The 21,235-nt window shown below is 68.6% G+C and carries 17 protein-coding genes; 11 read left to right on the top strand and 6 right to left on the bottom strand.

The window, feature by feature from the left end; translation table 11 throughout:
• Window positions 1–12: 12 nt before the first annotated feature.
• Window positions 13–501, bottom strand: coding sequence for an MmpS family transport accessory protein (locus tag ACZ6DT_RS14175; protein WP_465593776.1), 489 nt, complete (start codon window positions 499–501; stop codon window positions 13–15).
• Between the two features lie 350 nt (window positions 502–851).
• On the opposite strand from ACZ6DT_RS14175, the gene ACZ6DT_RS14170 reads away from it, so the two are divergent.
• Window positions 852–1,544, top strand: coding sequence for an AraC family transcriptional regulator (locus ACZ6DT_RS14170; RefSeq protein ID WP_465593773.1), 693 nt, complete (start codon window positions 852–854; stop codon window positions 1,542–1,544).
• Here the strand turns inward: ACZ6DT_RS14170 and ACZ6DT_RS14165 are convergent.
• Complete coding sequence (locus tag ACZ6DT_RS14165; RefSeq protein WP_465593770.1) at window positions 1,475–2,998, bottom strand: FGGY-family carbohydrate kinase; 1,524 nt, start codon at window positions 2,996–2,998, stop codon at window positions 1,475–1,477. The genes ACZ6DT_RS14170 and ACZ6DT_RS14165 overlap by 70 nt on opposite strands.
• A gap of 114 nt (window positions 2,999–3,112) precedes the next feature.
• Here ACZ6DT_RS14165 and ACZ6DT_RS14160 point away from each other — a divergent pair, with 114 nt between their 5' ends.
• The 3 genes from ACZ6DT_RS14160 to ACZ6DT_RS14150 all read left to right on the top strand — a co-directional run bounded on the left by ACZ6DT_RS14160 (window position 3,113) and on the right by ACZ6DT_RS14150 (window position 5,932).
• Complete coding sequence (locus ACZ6DT_RS14160; RefSeq protein WP_465593767.1) at window positions 3,113–4,093, top strand: LacI family DNA-binding transcriptional regulator; 981 nt, start codon at window positions 3,113–3,115, stop codon at window positions 4,091–4,093.
• Window positions 4,094–4,425: 332 nt separating this feature from the next.
• Window positions 4,426–5,007 carry a DNA-binding protein gene (locus ACZ6DT_RS14155; RefSeq protein WP_465593764.1) on the top strand — a complete coding sequence of 194 codons (582 nt, stop codon included), beginning with the start codon at window positions 4,426–4,428 and terminating at the stop codon, window positions 5,005–5,007.
• Window positions 5,008–5,275: 268 nt separating this feature from the next.
• A complete protein-coding gene (locus tag ACZ6DT_RS14150) occupies window positions 5,276–5,932 on the top strand; it encodes an RES family NAD+ phosphorylase (protein WP_007028108.1) in 657 nt (218 codons plus the stop codon).
• Between the two features lie 78 nt (window positions 5,933–6,010).
• On the opposite strand, the gene ACZ6DT_RS14145 is transcribed toward ACZ6DT_RS14150, so the two are convergent.
• Window positions 6,011–7,972 carry a S9 family peptidase gene (locus tag ACZ6DT_RS14145; RefSeq protein ID WP_465593761.1) on the bottom strand — a complete coding sequence of 654 codons (1,962 nt, stop codon included), beginning with the start codon at window positions 7,970–7,972 and terminating at the stop codon, window positions 6,011–6,013.
• 30 nt (window positions 7,973–8,002) lie between these two features.
• Window positions 8,003–8,977: a TerC family protein gene (locus ACZ6DT_RS14140; RefSeq protein WP_465593758.1), complete on the bottom strand. Its 975-nt coding sequence runs from the start codon at window positions 8,975–8,977 to the stop codon at window positions 8,003–8,005.
• 336 nt (window positions 8,978–9,313) lie between these two features.
• Here ACZ6DT_RS14140 and ACZ6DT_RS14135 point away from each other — a divergent pair, with 336 nt between their 5' ends.
• The 5 genes from ACZ6DT_RS14135 to ACZ6DT_RS14115 all read left to right on the top strand — a co-directional run bounded on the left by ACZ6DT_RS14135 (window position 9,314) and on the right by ACZ6DT_RS14115 (window position 16,150).
• Window positions 9,314–12,205 carry an alpha/beta fold hydrolase gene (locus ACZ6DT_RS14135; RefSeq protein ID WP_465593755.1) on the top strand — a complete coding sequence of 964 codons (2,892 nt, stop codon included), beginning with the start codon at window positions 9,314–9,316 and terminating at the stop codon, window positions 12,203–12,205.
• Window positions 12,198–13,157, top strand: coding sequence for an ABC transporter permease (locus ACZ6DT_RS14130; RefSeq protein ID WP_465593752.1), 960 nt, complete (start codon window positions 12,198–12,200; stop codon window positions 13,155–13,157). The genes ACZ6DT_RS14135 and ACZ6DT_RS14130 overlap by 8 nt, the downstream gene beginning before the upstream one ends.
• Window positions 13,158–13,413: 256 nt before the next feature.
• Window positions 13,414–13,836 carry a hypothetical protein gene (locus ACZ6DT_RS14125; RefSeq protein WP_465593749.1) on the top strand — a complete coding sequence of 141 codons (423 nt, stop codon included), beginning with the start codon at window positions 13,414–13,416 and terminating at the stop codon, window positions 13,834–13,836.
• 43 nt (window positions 13,837–13,879) lie between these two features.
• Window positions 13,880–14,650, top strand: coding sequence for an enoyl-CoA hydratase/isomerase family protein (locus tag ACZ6DT_RS14120; RefSeq protein ID WP_465593746.1), 771 nt, complete (start codon window positions 13,880–13,882; stop codon window positions 14,648–14,650).
• 90 nt (window positions 14,651–14,740) lie between these two features.
• Complete coding sequence (locus ACZ6DT_RS14115) at window positions 14,741–16,150, top strand: S28 family serine protease (protein WP_465593743.1); 1,410 nt, start codon at window positions 14,741–14,743, stop codon at window positions 16,148–16,150.
• Window positions 16,151–16,222: 72 nt separating this feature from the next.
• On the opposite strand, the gene uvrB is transcribed toward ACZ6DT_RS14115, so the two are convergent.
• Window positions 16,223–18,379, bottom strand: a complete 2,157-nt coding sequence (gene uvrB / locus ACZ6DT_RS14110; protein WP_465593740.1) for an excinuclease ABC subunit UvrB — start codon at window positions 18,377–18,379, stop codon at window positions 16,223–16,225.
• A 51-nt stretch (window positions 18,380–18,430) separates the two neighbouring features.
• Entirely contained in the window at window positions 18,431–19,714 is a 1,284-nt protein-coding gene (locus ACZ6DT_RS14105) for a DUF5685 family protein (RefSeq protein WP_465593738.1), read from the bottom strand.
• A gap of 142 nt (window positions 19,715–19,856) precedes the next feature.
• Here ACZ6DT_RS14105 and ACZ6DT_RS14100 point away from each other — a divergent pair, with 142 nt between their 5' ends.
• The gene (locus ACZ6DT_RS14100; RefSeq protein WP_465593735.1) at window positions 19,857–20,372 is read left to right on the top strand and encodes a ribonuclease FAU-1 family protein; all 516 of its coding nucleotides are present in this window, start codon (window positions 19,857–19,859) and stop codon (window positions 20,370–20,372) included.
• A 139-nt stretch (window positions 20,373–20,511) separates the two neighbouring features.
• The coding region (locus tag ACZ6DT_RS14095) for a glycosyltransferase family 39 protein (RefSeq protein ID WP_465593733.1) at window positions 20,512–21,235 on the top strand (724 nt) is incomplete at its 3' end.

Below are 21,235 nucleotides of genomic sequence, written 5' to 3'. Positions count from 1 at the left end.
GCAGAGCCGGGGTCAGGACGTGCAGGTCACCGGAGCGCCCGCGGCGGGGGCCGTGCGGTCGCTGACGACCTCACCGTCGACGAGGATCCGGCACCGCAGCGCGCCGCTGCCCGACCCCTGCGCGGAGAGGCTGTAGAACTCGTCGCGGCCTTCCTGGCTCTCGCGCTCGAAGGTGGTGCTCCACGGCGCCGTCACCTCGGTCTTCTGCATGAGTTCCGACCCCTGCGCGACGTAGGTGACGTTCTGGGCGCCCTCCGCGCCGGAAAGTTCGTAGACGACCGAGTGGAGCACGGTGCGCACGGTGGCCGCGGCCTGTTCGACCTGCGGCGCGGGCGGGCTCTGCACCGGCCGCGAGGAGGCCTTCGGCAGCACGTAACTGGTCAGTGTGACGGCGACGGCCATCACGCCCAGCACGACCACGACCGTCCCCAGCGGCTTCAGCCTGCCGGGGGCACCCTGCTCCGGCGCCGATGCCGGAGGGGTCGCGGTGGGAACACCCATGGAGAGGTCTTCTCTCGTCCGAGCGCACTTCCGTCGAGTGCGTCGACTACTTTCTCGCTCGAACGTGACTCCGCGTTAGCCGTTATCAGGAAGAAACCCGATATTCACCCTATTGGGTGTCCCAGTGAGTGGACAGTACCTGGTCATGAGGCAATCGGCGTAAACGCAGTGAGCCGAACAGCTCACTTTGAGTGATATGACCTCACTCGACGAGCCCCGCGTCGGCGAGCAGGCCATCTCCGCGATCTCACGGCCGAGCGCGGACTTCCCGCGGTGGTCGGCGGTGTAACAGGTCATGCGCACGCTTCGGCCGTCCGCGCGGCCTGATTCTGTCGTGGCCCGGGTGCATCATGGCATCCGTGTATCGGGAGACGAAGGCGCCCGGCGAGCTGGGCGGCGTGGCGCGTTGCCTGTGGGAGGACGCCGGCGAGGCGCCGAAGCGGATCGTGCCCGACGGCTGCCTGGATCTGGTGGAGAGCGGCGGCGAGGTCTTCGTCGCCGGACCGGATACCACCGCCTGGACCTGGGAGACCCCGCCCGGCGCCAAGGCTCGTGGAGTGCGGTTCGCGCCCGGCAGGGCGGGTGACGTCCTGGGGCTGGGCTCCGACGAACTACGCGATCAGCGTGTCCTCCTGAGTGACCTCTGGGGCAGGGAAGGCGAACTGCTGGCCGAGCGAGTGCTCTCCGGCGACGCTTCGCTGACAGACGTCGTCAGGGAACGCCGGGCCGGACGAGCCGACCGGGAGATCTCGGCGTTGATCGCCAGGCTGGACAGCGGCGTTCCCCGGGTTTCGGCCGCACTGGAGCGCTTCACCACCGGGGAACGGCAGTTGCGGCGGCGGTTCACCCGCGCGGTCGGTTACGGCCCGGCGACCTACCTGCGCGTCAGCCGGTTCCAGCGCGCCATCGGTCTCGCGGGGTCAGCGCCGGATCTCGCCTCACTGGCGTTCTCGGCCGGCTACGCCGATCAAGCTCATTTGAGCCGGGATTGCCGGGAATTCTCCGGGGTGAAGGCGAGGGAATTCTTCCGCGCCAGGAAGTGAGCGGTGTCCACTGTGGACTTGTACAGGGCACGGTAGTGCGGATAGAACTCGTCGTAGACATCGGCGTCCGCGCTGGGGCGGACGATCTCGGCGACGGGATTCCAGGCTTCGATATCCGGCTCGCGCCCCAGCGCGAAGGACGCGAGGACGGCGTCACCGAACGCGGCGCCGATGGTCTCCTCAGGGATCTCCTGGTCGATCCGCGCGACGTCGCTGACGATCCGCGTCCACACGCCGCCCCGCGTCCCTCCGCCGACGGCGACGAACCGGCGCGTGCCCCCACCGGCTTCCCGCATGGCTTCGAGGTTGTGCCGCACCCCGTACGCGGTGCCTTCCAGCGCCGCGCGATACAGATCGGCACGATCGTGGGAGATCGTGAGCCCCGCGATGATGCCCCTCGCGGCCGGATCCGGCACGGGTGTCCGTTCTCCCGCGAAATACGGCAGCAGCAACAACCCGCGGCTGCCCGCCGGGACCTCGCCCGCCGCCGCGGCCAGTTCTCCGAAATCGCCGCCGACGAGATCCCGCAACCAGTCGGTGATCGCCCCGGACGTGGCCATCCCCGCCGCGAGCGAATAGGTGCCGGGGAAGGCGCCGCGGGTCGCCCACAACCCCGGCGCGGGGCGGGGAGCGGCGAGCGTCTGGATCAGGAACATCGTGGTGCCGTACATGAGCATCGTGTCCCCGGGTGCGGTGACACCGACGCTGGTCGCCTCGGCCCAGGCGTCCACCGTGCCCGCCGTCACCGGGATCCCCTGCGGCAGGCCGGTTTCGGCGGCCGCTTCGGCGGTGACCGAGCCGACCACCTCGGTCGGCCACGCGAGTCTGGGCAGCTCGATGCCGGGGGTGATCGCGGCGACGCGGTCCGGCGCCCAGCGGGCCTCGCGAAGGTCGTACATCGGGTCGCATTGACTCGCGGAATGGTGGTCGAGGACGTACTCACCGGTCAGCCGCAGCACGAGGAACGAACTCGCCATCAGGAAGAGTTCCGCCCGTTCGAACATTTCCGGTTCGTTCTTGGCCAGCCAGCGCCATTTCGGTCCGACGGCCTGCGAACTCAGCGCGCTCCCGCCGCGTTCCACAATGGATTCTTCACCGAATTCCCGGTTCAGTTCGCGGATTTCGTCGAATGCGCGGGTGTCGACGCCGTAAAGGATCGCCGGGCGCAACGGTTTCCCGGATGCGTCGGCGGGCAACAGCACCGGTCCGATCCCGCTGACCGACACTCCGATGATGGGATGATCCCCGGCGCCGGCGGAAAGTTCTCTCGTCAGTGCCAGGAAATCCTGCCACCACACGGTTTCGGCGTCGTGCTCGTACCAGCCGGGACGAGGCCGGGAAGTGTCGTGCGGCCGGGAAACCCGTGCCACCACGGTGCCCCGGGAATCGACGAGGACGCCTTTGGAGCTCGAAGTGCCGATGTCGATGCCGAGCACCAGGCCCGGGTCGCCCACGGCACGTCCTCACTTCTCCGCGCGAGTAGCGCGATCGGCGGATGGTAACGATTGTCGGTCAAGCTATTCTTCCCGTGCGAAGGTGTCAAGACACCTGCAGAAGGGGAGGTCACGGTGGCCACCATCAACGACGTGGCGGCGAAGGCCGGGGTTTCGACGGCGACCGTGTCGAGAACGCTCAACGGTAAGTCCACTGTGGACCCGGTACTCGCGGCACGGGTGCAGGCGGCGGCCGCGGAATTGGGCTATCACCCGAACGGGCTCGCGAGGAATTTACGCCGTCAGGAGACCGCGGTGCTCGCGCTCATCATCTCCGACGTGGAGAACCCGTTCTTCACCGCGATCGCCCGTGGCGTGGAGGACATCGCGCAGACCGCGGGCTATTCGGTGGTGCTGTGCAACGCCGACGACAACGAGGAGAAGGAGCGGCGCTACATCGACGTCGCCCTGCAGGAACGGGTCGCCGGCGTGGTGCTCTCCCCCACCGGCCGGGCGACCAACGTCGACAGGCTGACCGAGCGCGGCACGCCCGTGGTCGCCGTCGACCGGCCGCTGCTGAAGAACACCGGCGACCAGGTGCTGGTCGACACCCGGCTCGCCGCCCGCGACGCGACGCGGCACCTGCTGGACGGCGGCTACCGGCGCGTCGCCTGTGTCAGCGGCCCTGCCGGGGTGCGTACGGCCGAAGACCGGCTGGCGGGCTACACCGACGCCGTCGGGGAGGAGAACGCGCTCACCCGGCGGGCCGAATTCCGCGCCGAGGGCGGCAGGCTCGCCGCGCTCAGCCTGCTCGACGAGCCCGAGCCGCCGGACGCGCTGCTGGTCGGCAACAGCACGATGGCGATCGGCGTTCTGGAGGCGCTGGCGGCACGCGGCCTGCGTTCGGGGAAGGACGTGGGGATCGTGTCGTTCGACGACGCGCCCTGGACGACACTGATCGACCCGCCGCTGACGGTGGTCGCCCAGCCGGCGAACGAGGTGGGCAAGGTCGCCGCCGAACTGCTGCTCGCCCGGATCGGCGACAGCACGCGCAAGGCCACGACGACCACGCTGCAGGCGAAGCTGATCGTGCGCCGGAGTTCACGGCGCGGCTGAAACCGGAGATCCCGGTGCACGACGTGCCTGGGCGACCGGTTCACACCGGCCGCCCAGGAACGCCCCACCCCCTTGTTCCCCCAAGCCGGCCCCACACCAGCCGGGTTCTCCGAAGTGGTGGGAAGAAATCGTTTACCTTTCGGACGGTAAATTCCTACTTACGACCTGTCAAGCCGAAGTCCTGGACAAGCTCGCCCGATCCGGGCAGACTATGGCGAAATTGCTACTGCGCGTGTTTGATTCCGTGCACTCTGTGTTCATCTCTGGTGAATTCACCCACGAATTCAAGATGAGACCGCACGAACCCGCACAGACGAGTTACCCTAGGCGCTATGTCGATAGCGCTCGAGAACGTTCTCGCCAAGGCGGGCCTCAAGGTCGACGCCAACGAGTTCCTGAACCTCGTCGAGGACGCGGCGCGGAGGCTGACCCCACCGAATCCCGATCCGTCGCACTACTTCTCGGCGGACCAGCGGGCCGCGCTCACCGACGTCGGCCTGGATCTCTCCCCGCGCGGCGAGGACGAGCCGGACTTCCGTGCCCGCACGGTCGCCGCGCACGCGGTACTCGCCGATTCCGCGCTGAGCGTGCTGGAGGCGGCGAAGGCACTGGGCGTGGACGACAGCCGCATCAGGCACCGCCTGAAGGAGGGCAGGCTCACCGGCTGGAAGGACCAGGGCTGGCGGCTGCCCGCCTGGCAGTTCGCCGGCTCCGGGGTGCTGCCCGGCCTGGAGGTCGTGCTGCGCTCCGTCCCCGAGGACCAGCCCGCGCTCGTCGTCGCCGCGTTCATGAGCACCCCGCAGGCCGATCTGGTGATCAACGATCATCCCGCCACCCCGCGCCAATGGCTCCTCTCCGGCGGCGATCCCGAGCACGTCGCCAAGTTGGTGGCCACGCTGGGTTCGCCGTTCTGATGGCTTGCCGGCGGAGCCGAGGATGAAGTCGGAAAGGGCCACGACGCGTGAACCCGCCCGGCCGAAGGCCCCGCTATCGGTGGCAGGGCGCCGTCGAGCGCGAACGTGAGTGGTTTGACCAGGCAGCGCCCTGCCGACGCGATCGCGGACGCGGGTTCACCCCCAGACGCTATGGTGTCTTGCCCGACGGAAAATTTCAGTCGGGGGTAGGCCGTAGGCTGACCCCACCGAGCAAGATCACCCGACAAGGACGGACGACTCCCGAGGTATGGCCCGGCTCCCCCTGCCGCCCGCACGCTCTGTCCTGGTCAAGGAGCTGCACCGCACCAACGACGTGGTGACGGTGCACCCCGGCACCAGGCTGGTCAGGATCTTCACCGCGCACGGCAACCACCCCCAGCAGTGGAATTCGTTCCGCTACAGCGGCCCGCTCCCGCACGGCCGTTTCGACCCGCAGACCCCCGGTCGCGGCGGTCGCCCGGTCACCGACCCCGGGAACGGTGTCCTGTACTTCGGCCTCACCGTGCGCACGAGCATCGCGGAGGTCTTCCAGACCACGTCGACGGTCGACCGCAAATCCCGCGGTCCGCGCCTGGTCGTCGTCCGGCCGACCCGCACGCTGCGGCTGCTCGATCTGGCGGGCCTGTGGCCGACCCGCGTCGGCGCCTCGCAGGAGATCTCCAGCGGTCCGAAGAAGATCACCCAAGCGTGGGCGCGTGCCATCCGCGCCGCCTTCGGCGACCTCGACGGTGTCTGGTACCGATCGTCCATGGATTCCGGCGGCCCCGCGCTCGCGCTGTGGGATCCACCTGCCGGGAACTCGCTGCCGGTCGCGCCGGACGTGCTGCTCCCGCTGGACCATCCGGGGCTCGACGTCCCGCTGGGCCGGGTGTGCGAAGAGCTGAACTACACGCTTCTCAGCTGACCCGAATGCCATGAACGGTCCGTTCCTTGCAAAATTTGCAAGGAACGGACCGTTCATGGCACGCCAGGGGCCGAAAGATCAGAGGTGGCGCCCCCACCACTCCAGCACGGCGTCGAACCGCTGCACCCGGTGTCGCGGCAGCCCCGAGCGCGTGAGTTCGTGCCCCTCGCCGGGGAACAGCAGGAACTCGGCCGGGACGCCGTTCTGCCGCAGCGCCACGTACATCCGCTGCCCCTGCTCCAGCGGGCATCGCCAGTCCTGCTCGGAGTGCGCGACCATGAACGGGATGTCGATCTTCCCCGCGTAGGTCAGCGGGCTGCGCTTGCGTTGCTCTTCGAGGTCGTCGCCGACGTAACCCCCGGCGAAGAACCAGCCGATATCGGAACTGCCGACGAACGAGTCCCAGGCGTTGGCCGCGCGCTCGCTCCACGCGGCGCGGAACCGGCCGCCGTGGTGCGCGGCGAGCCAGCCGGTCATGAAACCGCCGTAGGAGCCGCCCATGACGCCGACCCGATCACTGTCCAAACTGGACAGCTTCAGCGCCTCGTCCAGCAGTGCCAGCAGATCGTCCGCGTCCACCGTGCCGAAGCCGTGGACGATGCTCCGGCCGTGGCTTTCGCCGTAGCCGGCGGAACCGCGCGGGTTCCCCAGGATGACGGCGTAGCCCGCTTCCGCGAGTACCTGAGCCTCGTCGAAGACCTTCCATTCGTACGACGCGAACGGTCCACCGTGGACCATCACGACCACGGGATGCGGCCCCTCACCCTCGGGCCGGACGATCCAGCCGTGGACCGGGTAGCCGTCGGGCGCGGTCGTGTTCAGCTCCTCCAACGGCAGAATCCCGGTGTCCCGCAAGGCTTTCGAGTAGTCGGTGAGCACGCGGGGGCCCTCGTCCGACAGCAGCACGACGTCACCGGAGCTCTCGGGTGTCCCGATCACCGCGACGATCCGCGTGCCGTCGACGGCGAACGACGTCACCGCGGCGCGCTCGCCCGCCAGGTAGCGCAACGACTTCAGCTCGGCGAGCTCCGCGTCGAGGGGAACGGCGTACAGCTCGGCGGAGCCACGGGCGCGGACCACGACGAGGACCTCGTCGCCGAGGACGACCGGAAGGCTCGCCGCGCTGTCGCAGTCCACCGTTTCGACGTCGGTCAGCCGCCGCGCGGGCGAGGGCTCGTCACCGGAAGGCCACGGCGCGTGCCAGAGCCCGGTGTTGCGGGCGACGTCCTCCAGGCAGGGGAATTCGGTGCCGTAGAACAGGATCGAACCGTCCGGGGCGGCGACCGGCCGGTCCGCGGTGCCCAGGGTCCGGACCAGCAGCCGGGGTTCGCCACCATCGGCGGGCACGGCGTAGACGTCCGAACGAACGGTGTCTTCGGCGGCCCAGTCACGCGGCGCGGTGATCAGGACGTGCTCGCCGTCGACCGTCCACGAGGGATGGTCGACGGCGGCGCGGTCGTCGGTGAGCGGGGTGAGCTCGGCCGGCGCGTCCTGAGCCAACGCGGCGACGGCGTCCACGACGAACAGACGTTGTGGACGGTCGTTGAGGAAGCCGGCGTCGTCGAGCCGGTAGAAGAGATTCGTGATGTGCCGCGGCGCTTCTTCGCCCGGCTCCGGTGTTTCGCCGTCCGCGTTCTCCGTGCCGTAGCGGCCCGGCTCGGGCACGCGGGCGACGAAGGCGATCCGGCGGGAGTCGGGTGCCCAGACCGGGGCGCTCGCGCCGAGGGGGAGGTCGGTGATCCGCTTCGCGTCTCCGCCTGCCGCGGGGATCACGTGCACTTGCGGCTTCGCCGCGCGCCCGGCCCCCTCCCCCGCCCGGAGGAAGGCGACCCACCGGCCGTCCGGGGAGATGGCGGGTGCGGAGTCCTTGGTCCCTTGGGTCCAAGCACTTTCGCCGCCACCGTCCTGCTCGACCCTGCGCAGGCCGCCGCGGTAGCTGTTCGTCTTCAGATCGGGCCTGCTCACCGCGGTGAGCAACAGGTCGCCGCGCAACGCGGGGATACCGGGGGCCGTCAGGGCTTCGATGTCAACGGGACGCACGGCCCCGACGGTACCCGATCCTTAGCACCTCTAACTACTGATCGAAGACTGCTGCTCAGCGGCTTCCAGCTTCTTCGCCTTCGCGAGACTGGCCACCGTCGTCACCGTCAGGACAACGACGATGACACCCAGGGAGACCCAGTTGTTGATGTCCAGCCAGTCCGGCACGACGTGGTACTCGTGCAGCGCGTGCAGGAACAGTTTGGCGCCGATGAAGGCGAGGATCACCGCGAGGCCGTAGGACAGGTAGACCAGCTTGGTGACCAGGCCACCGAGCAGGAAGTACAGCTGACGCAGGCCCATCAGCGCGAACGCGTTGGCGGTGAAGACCAGGAAGGCCTCCTGCGTGATGCCGAAGATCGCCGGGATCGAGTCCACGGCGAACAGCAGGTCCGCGCTGCCGATCGCGACGATCACCAGGAACATCGGGGTGATCCAGCGCTTGCCGTCCTTCTTCACGAAGGACTTGTGCCCGTGCCACTCGTCGGTGACCGGGAAGAGCTTGCGCACCCAGCGGGTGAGCGCGTTCTCCTCGTATTCCTCTTCTTCGTCCTTGTTGCGGACCATGCTGATCGCGGTCCAGATGAGGATGGCGCCGAAGAGGAAGAAGACCCAGACGAACTGCGCGATCAACGCGGCGCCCACGGCGATGAACACACTGCGCATGGCGAGCGCGAGCAGGATGCCGATCAGCAGCACCCGGTGCTGATGGATCGCGGGCACCTTGAACGACGTCATGATGATCATGAAGATGAACAGGTTGTCGACGCTCAGCGAGTACTCGGTGATGTACCCGGTGAAGAACTCGACACCCGAATCGTGTCCCGCGAAGACCCAGACGCCGACGCCGAACGCGATGGCCACGGCGATGTAGAAGATGACCCACCGGGCGGCTTCGCCGGTGGTGACCTCATGCGGCTTGCGATCGACGATGACCAGGTCGAGTGCGATCAGCGCGAGCAGACCGCCGACCGTGGCGATCCATAGCCACAGGGGAACAGACATGTAACCAACCCTCCGGATAGTGCACAGCAGCAACTAACCGGAGGTCTCTTCCGCCGGTGCGAAACCGGCCGACGGTGCCGGGGGCCCGCGAAGACCACCGTGCTGACGACACCGCCGCGAAGGAATACTCCCCTCACAGCCGGTTTAGTTTGACCTGTCTGTACGTCTGACGCCAGTTAAGGTTGCCCTTGTCACCAAGATGATGGCGTAACTCCCGTCACATCCACCTCTTCTCCCACGTCGGATACCCGTTCCGGTGACGACCCAACCGCACGCTTGTGTGGTCCGCGTGTGCCGGCAAAGCGACTCTCAGGTTCGGTGAAATACGGTCGTCCCGTGCCCCGAATCCCGCTCCCTCGTACGCGAGGCGCGAAGCTCATCGCGCTCGCCGCGGTCGTGATGGTCCTGGCCGCCGCGGCCGTCGTGTGGACGAACAGCGAACCCGCCCCGTCCGCGGTCAAAACCCAGGAAGCGACCCTCGACCTGCCCGAAACCCCGGGTTCGTCCGAAGTCGTCAAGATCGACACGACCACGTACTTCCCCGAGCGGACACCCGCTCCGGCCGTCCTGCTCGCCCACGGTTTCGGCGGTGACAAGAACAGTGTCGCCACCGAGGCCCGCGAACTCGCCGAAAAGGGCTTCGTCGTGCTCGCCTGGTCCGCACGCGGTTTCGGCCGCAGCACCGGGAAGATCGCGCTGAACGACCCCGACCGGGAAGTCGCCGACGCCCGGAAGCTGATCGACGACCTGGCCGCCCGGCCGGAGGTCCTCAGCGAAAACGGCGACCCGAAGGTGGCCGTGTCCGGCGCTTCGTACGGTGGCGCGCTCTCGCTGCTGCTCGCCGGGACCGACAAGCGGGTCGACGCGATCGCGCCGGTGATCACCTACAACGACCTCGCCCAGGGACTCTTCCCGAACGCAGCCTCGGCCTCGCCGCCGACCGCCACCACCCCCGCCGCCGGCGCGTTCACCGCCGACGGCGTCTTCAAGAAGTCGTGGGCCGGCATCTTCTTCTCCGCCGGTTCCGGCGCCGCGCAGAGCGGCTCCCCCGCGAACGACGCCCCGGAAGCCGGTGACGAGACGAGCGAGTCCGGTGCGGCACAGGGCACGGGCGCGGCGGGTGCCGCCGCACAGTCCCTGCAGCTCGGCGGCCCGAACGGGCAGCGGCCGCCGTCCGGCCCCGCCGACCCTTGTGGACGGTTCACCGCGGAGGTCTGCCAGGCCTACACCGAGCTCGCCACCACCGGCGAAGCGAGCCAGCGGACCGTCGACCTGCTCCGCCGCGTCTCCCCCGCGTCCGTGACGGACAAGATCACCGTGCCGACCCTGCTGGTGCAGGGCGAAAGCGACACCCTGTTCGGGTTGGACCAGTCCGACGCGACCGCCCGGCAGATCAGCGCGGCGGGCGGCAAGGTCCGCACGATCTGGTACACCGGCGGCCACGACGGCGGGAAGCCGGGACAGAAGCTGCGGGCGCAGATCGCCGACTTCCTCGAGTTCTCGCTCACCGGCCAGGGCACCGACCCCGGCACCGGGTTCAGCTACGACATCCAGGGAACGCTGCGAGCCAACGGCGCCCCCTCGGTCCGGACCGTCACCGCGCCGGCGTACCCGGGAGCCACCGGGGACGCCACCGAACGGCGGCGGTTCACCTTGGCGGGCCCGGCCCAGCCGGTCGTCCGGCCCGCTGGCGGCAATCCCGCCGCGGTGAGCGGGATCCCCGGACTGAACGGGGCGGTGGCGGGTTCGTCCCGGCTGTCCGGACTGTTCAGTCTGGACCCGCCGGGGCAGGCCGCGCAGTTCGCGACGCCGCCCCTCGACGCGCAGACGATCGTGGCCGGTTCGTCCACGGTCCGGCTACGGGTTTCCGCGGATCCGTCCGCCACGGCACCTCAGAAGGAAGCCGTCCTGTTCGCGAAGCTCTACGACGTCAACTCGGAAGGCGTTCGCACGCTTCCGGCCAGCGCCGTCGCACCGTTCCGCGTTTCCGGGTTGCCCACCGACGGCAGCCCGGTCGAGGTGACGGTGACCCTGCCGGGCATCGTGCGGCCCTTTGAGGCCGGGCACACGCTCCGGCTGGTCGTCGGCACGACGGATCAGGCGTTCTCGACACCGGTCGAGCCCGCGGTCTTCCGTATCGAACTGGCGGACGGCGGGCAGCTCGGCGTCCCGGTCGTCCCCGGTACCTCGGTCGGCGCGGGCGCGCCAATCGCGCAGCTGCTCGGGATCGCCGGAACGCTGCTCGCCGGCATCGCGATCACCGTGATCGCCGCGTTCCGCCGCCGCCGTGCCCACGACGTCGACGAGAGCCTGGCGAAGACACCGCTGGTGATCGACGGTCTGCACAAGGCTTACGCGGGCGGTTTCGTCGCGGTGAAGGATCTGTCGTTCCGCGTCGAATCCGGTCAGGTGCTCGGCCTGCTCGGACCGAACGGCGCGGGCAAGACGACCACCCTGCGCATGCTGATGGGGCTCATCACGCCGACCGCGGGCACCATCCGCGTCTTCGGCCATCTGATCGCGCCCGGCGCGCCGGTGCTGTCCCGGATCGGGTCCTTTGTGGAGGGTTCGGGCTTCCTGCCGCATCTGTCCGGCAAGGAGAACCTCGAACTGTACTGGGCGAGCACGGGCAGGCCGAGGGAGAAGGCGCACTTCGCCGAGGCCTTGGAGATCGCCGGACTCGGCGACGCGGTGAACCGGCGGGTCCGCACCTACAGCCAGGGCATGCGGCAGCGGCTCGCGATCGCGCAGGCGATGCTCGGCCTGCCGGAGCTCATGGTGCTCGACGAACCGACCAACGGACTCGACCCGCCACAGATCCACCAGATGCGCGAGGTGCTCCAGCGCTATGCGGCGACCGGGCGCACCGTGGTGGTCTCGAGCCATCTGCTGGCCGAGGTCGAGCAGACCTGTACGCACGTGGTCGTGATGCACCGCGGCATGCTGGTCGCCTCGGGTGAGGTCGGCGAACTGGCCGCGTCCAGCGGTGAGGCGACGTTCCGCGTCGACAAGCCCGCCGAAGCGGCCGAAGCGCTGCGGAAAGTCGGCGGTGTTTCCGGCGTCGACGTCGATGGCGAACTGGTCCACGCGGATCTCGACGGTCTCGCGCGCGCCGAAGCGGTCGCCGTTCTGGTGCGGGCGGGAGTCGCGGTCGAGCAGGCCGGGCCGCGGCGCCGTCTGGAAGACGCGTTCCTGCAGCTGGTCGGAGAGGACTCGAAGGGTGAGTAAAACCAATGGTTCCGGCCCGGCGACCCGGGCGGATCACGGCGTGCACACCGATCCGGCGGCACTGCTGGAGTTGACCGAGGTCGCGTCGCACGAACCGACCGAGGTCGGCCCGGACGGGGCGGTGGCGGGTTACCGCGCCGACCGGACGCTGCGGCTCGGCGTCGAACTGAAACGTCAGCTCAAACGCCGTCGGACCCAGCTCATGCTGGGGTTCGTCGCGCTGCTGCCGTTCATCCTGGTGATCGCGTTCGAGATCGGGCAGGCCAGCCCGAACCGCCGCAGCGGCGGCTTCGTCGACCTCGCCACCGCGAGCGCGCCGAACTTCGTGGTGCTCGCGCTGTTCGTCTCCGGGACGTTCCTGCTCCCGATGATCGTGGCCTTGTTCTACGGCGACACGATCGCCAGCGAGGCTTCGTGGTCGAGCCTGAAGTACCTGCTCGCGATGCCGGTCCCCCGGCATCGGGTGCTGCGGCAGAAGGCGATCGTCTCCGGCATCCTCTCCGCGGCCGCGCTGATCCTGTTACCGCTGGTGTCGCTGGTGGTCGGCGTCGTCTGGTACGGCGCGGGCGACGCGATCAGCCCGACCGGGGACGCGGTGTCGTTCGGCGACAGCCTCGTGGCCATGGGGCTGGCGACGATCTACATCATCCTGCAGCTGGCGTGGGTGGCCGGGCTGGCGATGCTGCTCTCGGTCGCCACCGACGCCCCGCTGGGCGCCGTCGGCGGCGCGGTGATCGTCGCCATCGTTTCGCAGATCCTCGACCAGATCACCGCGCTCGAAGGTCTGCGGGACTATCTGCCGACGCATTTCGCGTTCTCGTGGATGGATCTGATCTCGACCGACATCGACTGGACGAACATGGCCAACGGCATGGTGTCGGCGGCGTTGTACGGCACGGTGTTCTTCCTGCTGGCAGGCCGCCGGTTCGCGACGAAGGACATCACCAGCTGAGAGCGTTTCCGCACCGGAAAAACACCGGGGTCCACCGAGAAGACGAAAATGTCTTCCCCGGTGGGCCCCGGTTTTCACGGGCAGTGGCGACCTTCACCCGTTGGCGCCGGTAACCGGTGTTTCATGCGCATGAGAACATCGATTTCCGACCATCGACTCATCGGGTGAAAACCTCGCTTTGATCTTCGGAGACCTCCGGGAAATCCTTATCTTCAGTGAAAGGTGCCGACGCGAGAAGAAAGCGGGGACTCACGCCATGACCCAGTCGATCGAGATCCCGGTCCAGGAATTCTCTCTTGATTGGACGATGAGTTCCGGCAAGGGCGGCCGGGTCGGATTCGCCGTCTCGGGCCAGGTGACGCTCCTCGACAACAAGCGGTTCTACAAGATCGACGGGGTCCTCTACATCTCCGAGGGCGGCGCCTACTGCCGCGACATCGGCAACCCGCATCTGTTCGTCCGCCGCAACGGCGTCGAGGAGAGCGGCAGGCATTGGGGCTGGGAGACCATCTGCGGCCGCAAGTCCAGCAGCAGGCTCTGCGCGATGGACGCGTACTTCGTCCGCACCGGTTACTGGTCCCCCGCCGACCGGGCCATCCTATTGAGCATCGGCGCCGAGACCGGCTGGAACCGCAAGCGGTCCTACAGCCCGACCATCACCGTGCGCCTCGCGGACTGAGCCGTCCAGTGTGGATCTCCGCCGGCTCCGGTACGGTCGGCCCATGGCCACCTCTTCGATCCACGTGGACGACGAAGGCGGCATCGCCGTCGTCACCCTGCGGCACGGCAAGGCGAACACCCTCGACACGGAGTTCTGCCAGGAACTGATCCTCCGGCTCGAAGACGTGCAACTCGGCGGCTATCGGGGTGTCGTGCTGACCGGCACCGGCGGTATCTTCTCGGCGGGGGTCGACCTGCGGCGGGTGCACGACGGCGGCGCGGACTACCTCGAAGACTTCCTGCCCGCCCTGTCGGACGCCTTCCTCTCGGTGTTCGGCTTCCCCGGACCGGTGGTCGCGGCCGTCAACGGTCACGCGATCGCGGGCGGGGCGGTGCTCGCCGCCGCCTGTGACCGCCGGATCCTCGCCGACGGTCCGAGCCGGGTCGGGATCACCGAGCTCCTCGTCGGTGTGCCGTTCCCGTTGTCGGCGCTGGAGATCCTGCGCTCCGGGTTCGGCGCCGACGTCCTCGCCGAACTCGCGTTCCTCGGCGAAACCCACCTGCCGGCGGACGCGCTCCGGCTCGGCCTGGTGAACGAGGTGACCGCGCCCGAGACCGTGCTGCCGCGAGCGGTTGAGCTGGCCAAGAAGCTCGCCGAGATCCCCGCGGCCGCGTACGCGCACACGAAGGCGCAGCTGCATCGGCCCTTCCACGAGCGGATCGCCGAACACCGCACCGGCGACGACGCCCACGTCCTCGAACTGTGGAGCTCTCCCGAGGCACTCGCGGCCATCGAGGCCTACGTCGACCGGGTGCTGCGCGGCCGGGCCTGACTTTCGGGCTCGACCGGATAGCCGATTGCCCACCGGCGGCGACTCTGTGAGTATCCGACCGCTCAACAGGTCCCGATGGGGAGGGCATGGATGCGGAAGCTCACGGCCGCGTGGTCGGTTCTGGCGATCACCGTTCTCGCACTGGCCGGGCTCACCCCGGTCGCGCAGGCGGCACCCGAGGACGTCAAAGACGCGTTGGGCCGGATCCCCGGCTTGACCGTCGTCTCGGAGAATCCGGCGCCGACCGGATACCGGTTCTTCAACCTGACCTACACCCAGCCGGTCGACCACCGCAGGCCCGACCGCGGCACCTTCCAGCAGCGATTCACCTTGCTGCACAAGGAATTCCGCTCGCCGACCGTGGTGTACACGAGCGGGTACAACGTCTCGCAATCGCCCAACCGCTCGGAGCCGACGCAGCTCGTCGACGGCAACCAGCTGTCCATGGAATACCGCTTCTTCACCCCCTCCCGGCCGGAGCATCCGGACTGGGGCAAGCAGCTGACGATCTGGCAAGCCGCCGCCGACCAGCACCGTGCCGTCGAGGCGTTCAAGCGGATCTACCCCGGCAAGTGGCTCGCGACCGGCGGCAGCAAGGGCGGGATGACGGCGACCTACTTCCGTAGGTTTTTCCCGGACGACGTCGACGCGACGATCCCTTACGTCGCGCCCAACGACGTCATCAATTGGCACGACCGCTACAACCGGTTCCTGGCCGACGTCGGCGATGATCCGGCCTGCCGTTCGGCGCTGAAGGCGATCCAGCGTGACGTGCTGACCCGGCGTTCGGAGTTCGCGGCGCTCGCCGCCGCCGACGCGGCCAAGAACGGCTACACGTTCAAGACCGTCGGCTCGGCCGACGTGTCGCTGGAGATCTCGGTGATCGACTCGTACTTCGCCTTCTGGCAGTACCAGAAGCAGGCGGACTGCGCGACGATCCCGAAGGCCGGATCTCCGGCGGCCGAGGTCTACGCCTGGTTCGAACGCGTCGAGAGCCTCAACACCTACTCCGACCAGAACCTCGAAATCTATGTCCCCTACTACTTCCAGGCGTCCTACCAGCTCGGCGCCCCCGAGTCCTATGAGGGCTATCTCCGGGATTTGCTGCGCTACCCGGGCGCCAACGTGTCACGGACGTTCGTGCCGAAGTCCGTCGACGTCCCGCGGTTCGACCACCTGGCGATGCCGGACATCGACTTCTGGGTGAAGACGCAGGGGAAGCGGCTGATGTTCGTCTACGGCGGGAACGACCCGTGGAGTGCCGAACCGTTCCGGCTCGGCTTCGGCACGAAGGATTCCTACAGCTACACGGTGCAGGGCGGGAACCACGGCGCCCGGATCTCGCAGCTTCCCGCGGCTCAGGCCGCCGAAGCGACGAACACCGTACGGCGCTGGGCCGGGCTGCCCCCGGTTTCGCCCGGCGTCAGCACGCTTTCGGCGCCCGCCGGGTTCCCGGACTTCGACGCCGACCTGACCATGCTGGAACGCCGTCGCCTCTGACACCTCACGCGTTTCGTCCTCTGATGGCGGTACTTGCACGCGCAAGGATCGCCATCAGAGGACGAAACGCGGCTACTTGATGCCGGCCGCGTCCATCCCGCGCAGCTCCTTCTTGAGGTCGGAGACCTCGTCCCGCAGCCGGGCGGCCAGTTCGAACTGCAGGTCGCGCGCGGCCTGCATCATCTGGTCGGTCATCTGCTGGATGAGGTCGGCCAGTTCGGCGCGCGGCATTCCGGCGACGTTCTTGTCCGCGAGCATCCCGGAGCTGCGCACGCGATCGCCCTGCTCGGGCTTCTTGCCACGTGAGGCGTTCCGGCCCGAACCGCCGACGGCGACGGACTCCGTGTCCTCGGCTTCGCTGTAGACGCGGTCCAGGATGTCGGCGATCTTCTTCCGCAGCGGCTGCGGATCGACGCCGCGCTCCTCGTTGTAGGCGACCTGCTTGGCGCGGCGTCGATCGGTCTCGTCGATGGCGTGCTTCATCGAGTCGGTGATCTTGTCCGCGTACATGTGCACCTCGCCCGACACGTTTCGCGCCGCGCGGCCGATCGTCTGGATCAGCGACGTGCCACTGCGGAGGAAGCCCTCCTTGTCCGCGTCGAGGATCGCGACCAGCGAGACCTCGGGCAGGTCGAGACCCTCACGGAGCAGGTTGATGCCGACCAGCACGTCGTAATCGCCCGCGCGCAGCTGCCGCAGCAGCTCCACCCGGCGCAACGTGTCCACCTCGGAGTGCAGGTACCGCACCCGGATGCCCAGCTCCAGCAGGTAGTCGGTGAGGTCCTCGGACATCTTCTTGGTGAGTGTGGTGACCAGGACGCGCTCGTCCTTCTCGGCCCGCTCGCGGATCTCGTGCACCAGGTCGTCGATCTGGCCCTCGGTGGGCTTCACGACCACCTTCGGGTCGATCAGGCCGGTGGGCCGGATGACCTGCTCGACGAACTCGCCGCCGGCCTGACCCATCTCGTACGGTCCCGGGGTCGCCGACAGGTACACCGTCTGCCCGATCCGGTCGCTGAACTCCTCCCAGGTCAGCGGCCGGTTGTCGACCGCGCTGGGCAGCCGGAACCCGAATTCGACCAGGTTCCGCTTCCGCGACATGTCGCCTTCGTACATGCCGCCGATCTGCGGGACGGTCTGGTGCGACTCGTCGATGACCAGCAGGAAGTCGTCCGGGAAGTAGTCGATCAGGGTGGCGGGCGCGGAGCCGGCGTCACGGCCGTCGATATGCCGCGAGTAGTTCTCGATGCCGGAGCAGAACCCGACCTGACGCATCATCTCGATGTCGTACGCGGTGCGCATCCGCAGCCGCTGCGCCTCGAGCAGCTTGCCCTGCTTCTCCAGCTCCGCGAGCCGCTGCTCCAGCTCCGCCTCGATGCTGTGGATGGCCTTCTCCATCCGCTCCGGTCCGGCGACGTAGTGCGTCGCCGGGAAGATGCGGACCTCGTCGACCTCTTTCACGATGTCGCCGGTGAGCGGGTGCAGGTAGTACAGCTTCTCGATCTCGTCGCCGAAGAACTCGACGCGGATCGCCAGCTCCTCGTACGCCGGGATGATCTCGACCGTGTCGCCGCGGGCACGGAAGGTGCCGCGCGCGAAGGCGATGTCGTTGCGGGTGTACTGCACGTCCACCAGCGCACGGAGGAAGACGTCCCGGTCGAGCTGCTCGCCGACCTTCAGCTTCGAGGAGCGGTCCAGGTACGACTGAGGCGTACCGAGGCCGTAGATGCACGAGACACTCGCGACCACGATGACGTCGCGCCGGGACAGCAGGTTCATCGTCGCCGAGTGCCGCAGCCGCTCGACGTCGTCGTTGATCGACGAGTCCTTCTCGATGTAGGTGTCCGTCTGCGCGATGTACGCCTCGGGCTGGTAGTAGTCGTAGTAACTGACGAAGTATTCGACCGCGTTGTGCGGGAACAGCTCCTTCAGCTCGTTCGCCAGCTGCGCGGCGAGCGTCTTGTTCGGCGCCATCACCAGCGTCGGACGCTGGACGCGCTCGATCAGCCACGCCGTCGTCGCGGACTTACCGGTACCCGTGGCGCCGAGCAGCACGATGTCCTTCTCGCCCGCGTTGACCCGGCGTTCGAGGTCGTCGATGGCCGCCGGCTGGTCACCGGCGGGCTTGTACTCGCTGACCACCTCGAACCGGCCACCGGTCCGGGGGACATCGGTGACGGGACGGAAGTCCGACTGGGCGAGCACGGGGTGTTCGGTTGCGAAAGCCACGTCCTTCAGAGTAGGCGCTGGGTCCGACAGTTTCCGTTTCGCCTGGTCGGATCAGCAGGAACAGTCACAACAGTTACAGCAGTCACAACCGTCACAGTTGTTGCACCAGGCCTCGTGCGGCTTCCCGCTCCACGCCCCGGGGAACGGGTCCCGGCAGCAGAACTGGCACGAACAGCACATGTAGGTCGCCACCGCGCAACCGAAGAAGAACCCCCTCGGCTGAGCGGGCACCCGGAACTTCGGCGTCCAGCAGCAACCCCCCTGACCGTCGGTCGGCGCGCCGCCGTGCTTCCGCTTCTTCTTCGGCGGCTCCTGCGGCGGGCCTCCGCCACCGGGAGCGCCCGGCGGCGGAGGCGGCGGCCGGTGACCGCTCTGCGGGTACTGCTGGGGCGGATAGGGCTGGTGGGGATGCTGCTGCGGCCGGGGCCCGGGCCCGATCCAGCCCGGCGGCGGCTGCCTCGGGTCGTGACCATGGCCGGTGAGGTTGTGCCCGAAAGCGCGTCGCACCGCCTGCCGCAGTTCGTGGACCAGGAGGGCGTGCACCAGCTTGGGCTGATCGAACGTCACCTCACGGAGGGCGAGTTCGACACCGAGTACGGCGTCGTCGCACAGCCGCCGAGCCTCGTCGAGCCCGGTCCCGGTGGCCGTCAACGGGTTCCACGCGCCGGCGGCCTCGTCCTCGGCGAGGTCCTCGACGGCGTCCAGCAGATGCGCGGCCCTGCCGAACAGGCGCCCGGCTTCGGCCAACGGCGCGGCGTTCTCCGGACGGCCCGCCAGCACGGCGGTGTGCGCGAACGCGGCGGCCGTCGCCAGTTCTGCGGGTTCGGTGGCGAGTACGGCCGAATCACCGAGTCGGACGGCGTTCTCGATCTCGGCCTGCCGGTCGACGGCCTCGGTCAGGATCGCCGTGTCGAAGCCGACCCGGATCCCCGTACGGCTCCCCTGATCCGCCCATCGCGTCGCGACCCGCCTCGCGGCGAGAGCGACGGAACGTCGTGCGAAGGCGCCGTCACGGTCCTCGACGTGGTCACTGATCTTGGCCGAAGCCAGCACCAGGGAGACTGCCGCCGCGAGCTGGGCTCCGCCGCCCTTCGCGACCGACGTTCCCTTCATCGCTCGAAGGGGGCAAGGACCGGCGTCGCGCCGTCCCTCCGCACGCGGCGACTGGGCTTCGACGAGCGCCGAAATGATCAAGCCGTCGTAGTTCGTCACCATTCGGGCGAGATGTCCGTGTTCGTCGCGCAGCGCCAGGCAAAGGCCGCACAGATGGGCGAGCCAGTCCGCGTGCAGGCCCGCGGAAAGCCGGTGGCGGCACGGCCTGATGATCCCGAACATACTTCGACTCCCACTCACCCTTATGGCGGAACCAGCGCACCTTATCCGGCCGTGCGGCGCTACTTCGCCGGAACCGCGAAACCGTGATCGTCCACCCGGTTGGGTGGTGTTCGTGAGCGTCGGCGCCTTCCAAGATGGGCGCATGACCGCGCTGCACCCGCCGAAGGTCGAGTACTTCGACCCGGCCGCGAAGACCAACACCGATCCCAAGGGCGTCGTGAGGGACGTCGACGAATACCGCGAAGAGCCCTTCGGCCTCTACATGGCGCGGCCGGCCCCGGGGCGGGCACAGTTCCACTACATCGAGTCCTGGCTGCTGCCGGAGCTCGGCCTCCGGGTCACCGATTTCTGGTTCACCCCCGGGCACGAACGCGATCAGGACTTCTACCTCGACGTCGTCGACATCCGCCGCGAGGACGGCGTCTGGGTCGCCACCGATCTCTATCTGGACCTCGTCCTGCGGGACAAGAAATCCGTCCAGGTGATCGACACCGACGAACTCCTCGCCGCGGTCACCGGCGGGCTGATCTCCCCCGCCGACGGCGAGCGCGCGCTCGCCGTCAGTCACACGACCGTCGACGGGCTGGCCACCCACGGCCACGACCTGCGTGGCTGGCTGTCCACAAAGGACATCGTGCTCGGCTGGCGACGGCACTGACCGGCCGTCATCCATCGTTCGGTTGATTCCGGCTCATCCTTTGGGCGAGGGGATCCCGACCGGCCGCCGGATTACCGGGAGAGCGCCCACGCGGGACTCTCGATCACGCGTGAAACCGATCGAGAGGGGGCGGATACCCGTGGTCATCGAGACCGAGGGACTCCGGGAACGGTCCGGTGCGGGAGAACGCACGGAAGTCGCGCCGTTCGCGAGGACACCGGTGCTGGCGATCGCCGGGGCGATGGGGGCGGTACTCGCGGCGACGGCCGGCCGCTACGGCTACTTCGGCGACGAACTGTACTTCCTGGCGGCCGGCCGGCATCTGGACTGGGGGTATGCCGACCAGCCGCCGTTGTTGCCACTCCTGGCGCGGCTGATGGACACGTTCGGCGCCGATTCGCCGTTCGTCCTGCGGATCCCGGCGATGCTGGCGATGGTCGCGGGCGTCGTGCTCACCGCGTTGATCGCCAGGGAGCTGGGCGGCGGCCGCAGGGCGCAGATGATCGCGGCGGCGGCGTTCGCGGTGTCCCTCCAGATGCTCGGCAGCGGGCATTATCTGGCGACCAGCACGATCGACCCGTTCCTGTGGACGCTGCTGCTCTGGCTGCTCGTCCGATGGGTACGGATCCGCGCGGACAGGCTCTTGCTCTGGAGCGGCGTGGTGACCGGATTCGCGCTGAACACGAAGTTCCTGGTCGGGGCGTTCTGGGCCGTCGTACTGGTCGCCGCGGTGGCGTTCGGTCCCCGCGATCTGCTCCGCCGTCCGTCACTCTGGCTCGGGGGGGGGGGGGGGGGGGGGGGGGGGGGGGGGGGAGGCGGGGGGGGGGGGGGGGGGAAGAACACGAGAACAGAAAAGGGCCCCG

This window comes from Amycolatopsis sp. NPDC041971, from assembly GCF_055588925.1.
This window is presented reverse-complemented; position numbering and strand designations above follow the sequence as displayed.

What these genes read in the sequence shown, in the direction of transcription:
- ACZ6DT_RS14175 (WP_465593776.1), bottom strand. Translation starts at nt 501, where the DNA reads ATGGGTGTTCCCACCGCGACCCCTCCGGCATCGGCGCCGGAGCAGGGT.
- ACZ6DT_RS14170 (WP_465593773.1), top strand. Translation starts at nt 852, where the DNA reads ATGGCATCCGTGTATCGGGAGACGAAGGCGCCCGGCGAGCTGGGCGGC.
- ACZ6DT_RS14155 (WP_465593764.1), top strand. Translation starts at nt 4,426, where the DNA reads ATGTCGATAGCGCTCGAGAACGTTCTCGCCAAGGCGGGCCTCAAGGTC.
- ACZ6DT_RS14150 (WP_007028108.1), top strand. Translation starts at nt 5,276, where the DNA reads ATGGCCCGGCTCCCCCTGCCGCCCGCACGCTCTGTCCTGGTCAAGGAG.
- ACZ6DT_RS14140 (WP_465593758.1), bottom strand. Translation starts at nt 8,977, where the DNA reads ATGTCTGTTCCCCTGTGGCTATGGATCGCCACGGTCGGCGGTCTGCTC.
- ACZ6DT_RS14125 (WP_465593749.1), top strand. Translation starts at nt 13,414, where the DNA reads ATGACCCAGTCGATCGAGATCCCGGTCCAGGAATTCTCTCTTGATTGG.
- ACZ6DT_RS14120 (WP_465593746.1), top strand. Translation starts at nt 13,880, where the DNA reads ATGGCCACCTCTTCGATCCACGTGGACGACGAAGGCGGCATCGCCGTC.
- ACZ6DT_RS14115 (WP_465593743.1), top strand. Translation starts at nt 14,741, where the DNA reads ATGCGGAAGCTCACGGCCGCGTGGTCGGTTCTGGCGATCACCGTTCTC.
- ACZ6DT_RS14105 (WP_465593738.1), bottom strand. Translation starts at nt 19,714, where the DNA reads ATGTTCGGGATCATCAGGCCGTGCCGCCACCGGCTTTCCGCGGGCCTG.
- ACZ6DT_RS14100 (WP_465593735.1), top strand. Translation starts at nt 19,857, where the DNA reads ATGACCGCGCTGCACCCGCCGAAGGTCGAGTACTTCGACCCGGCCGCG.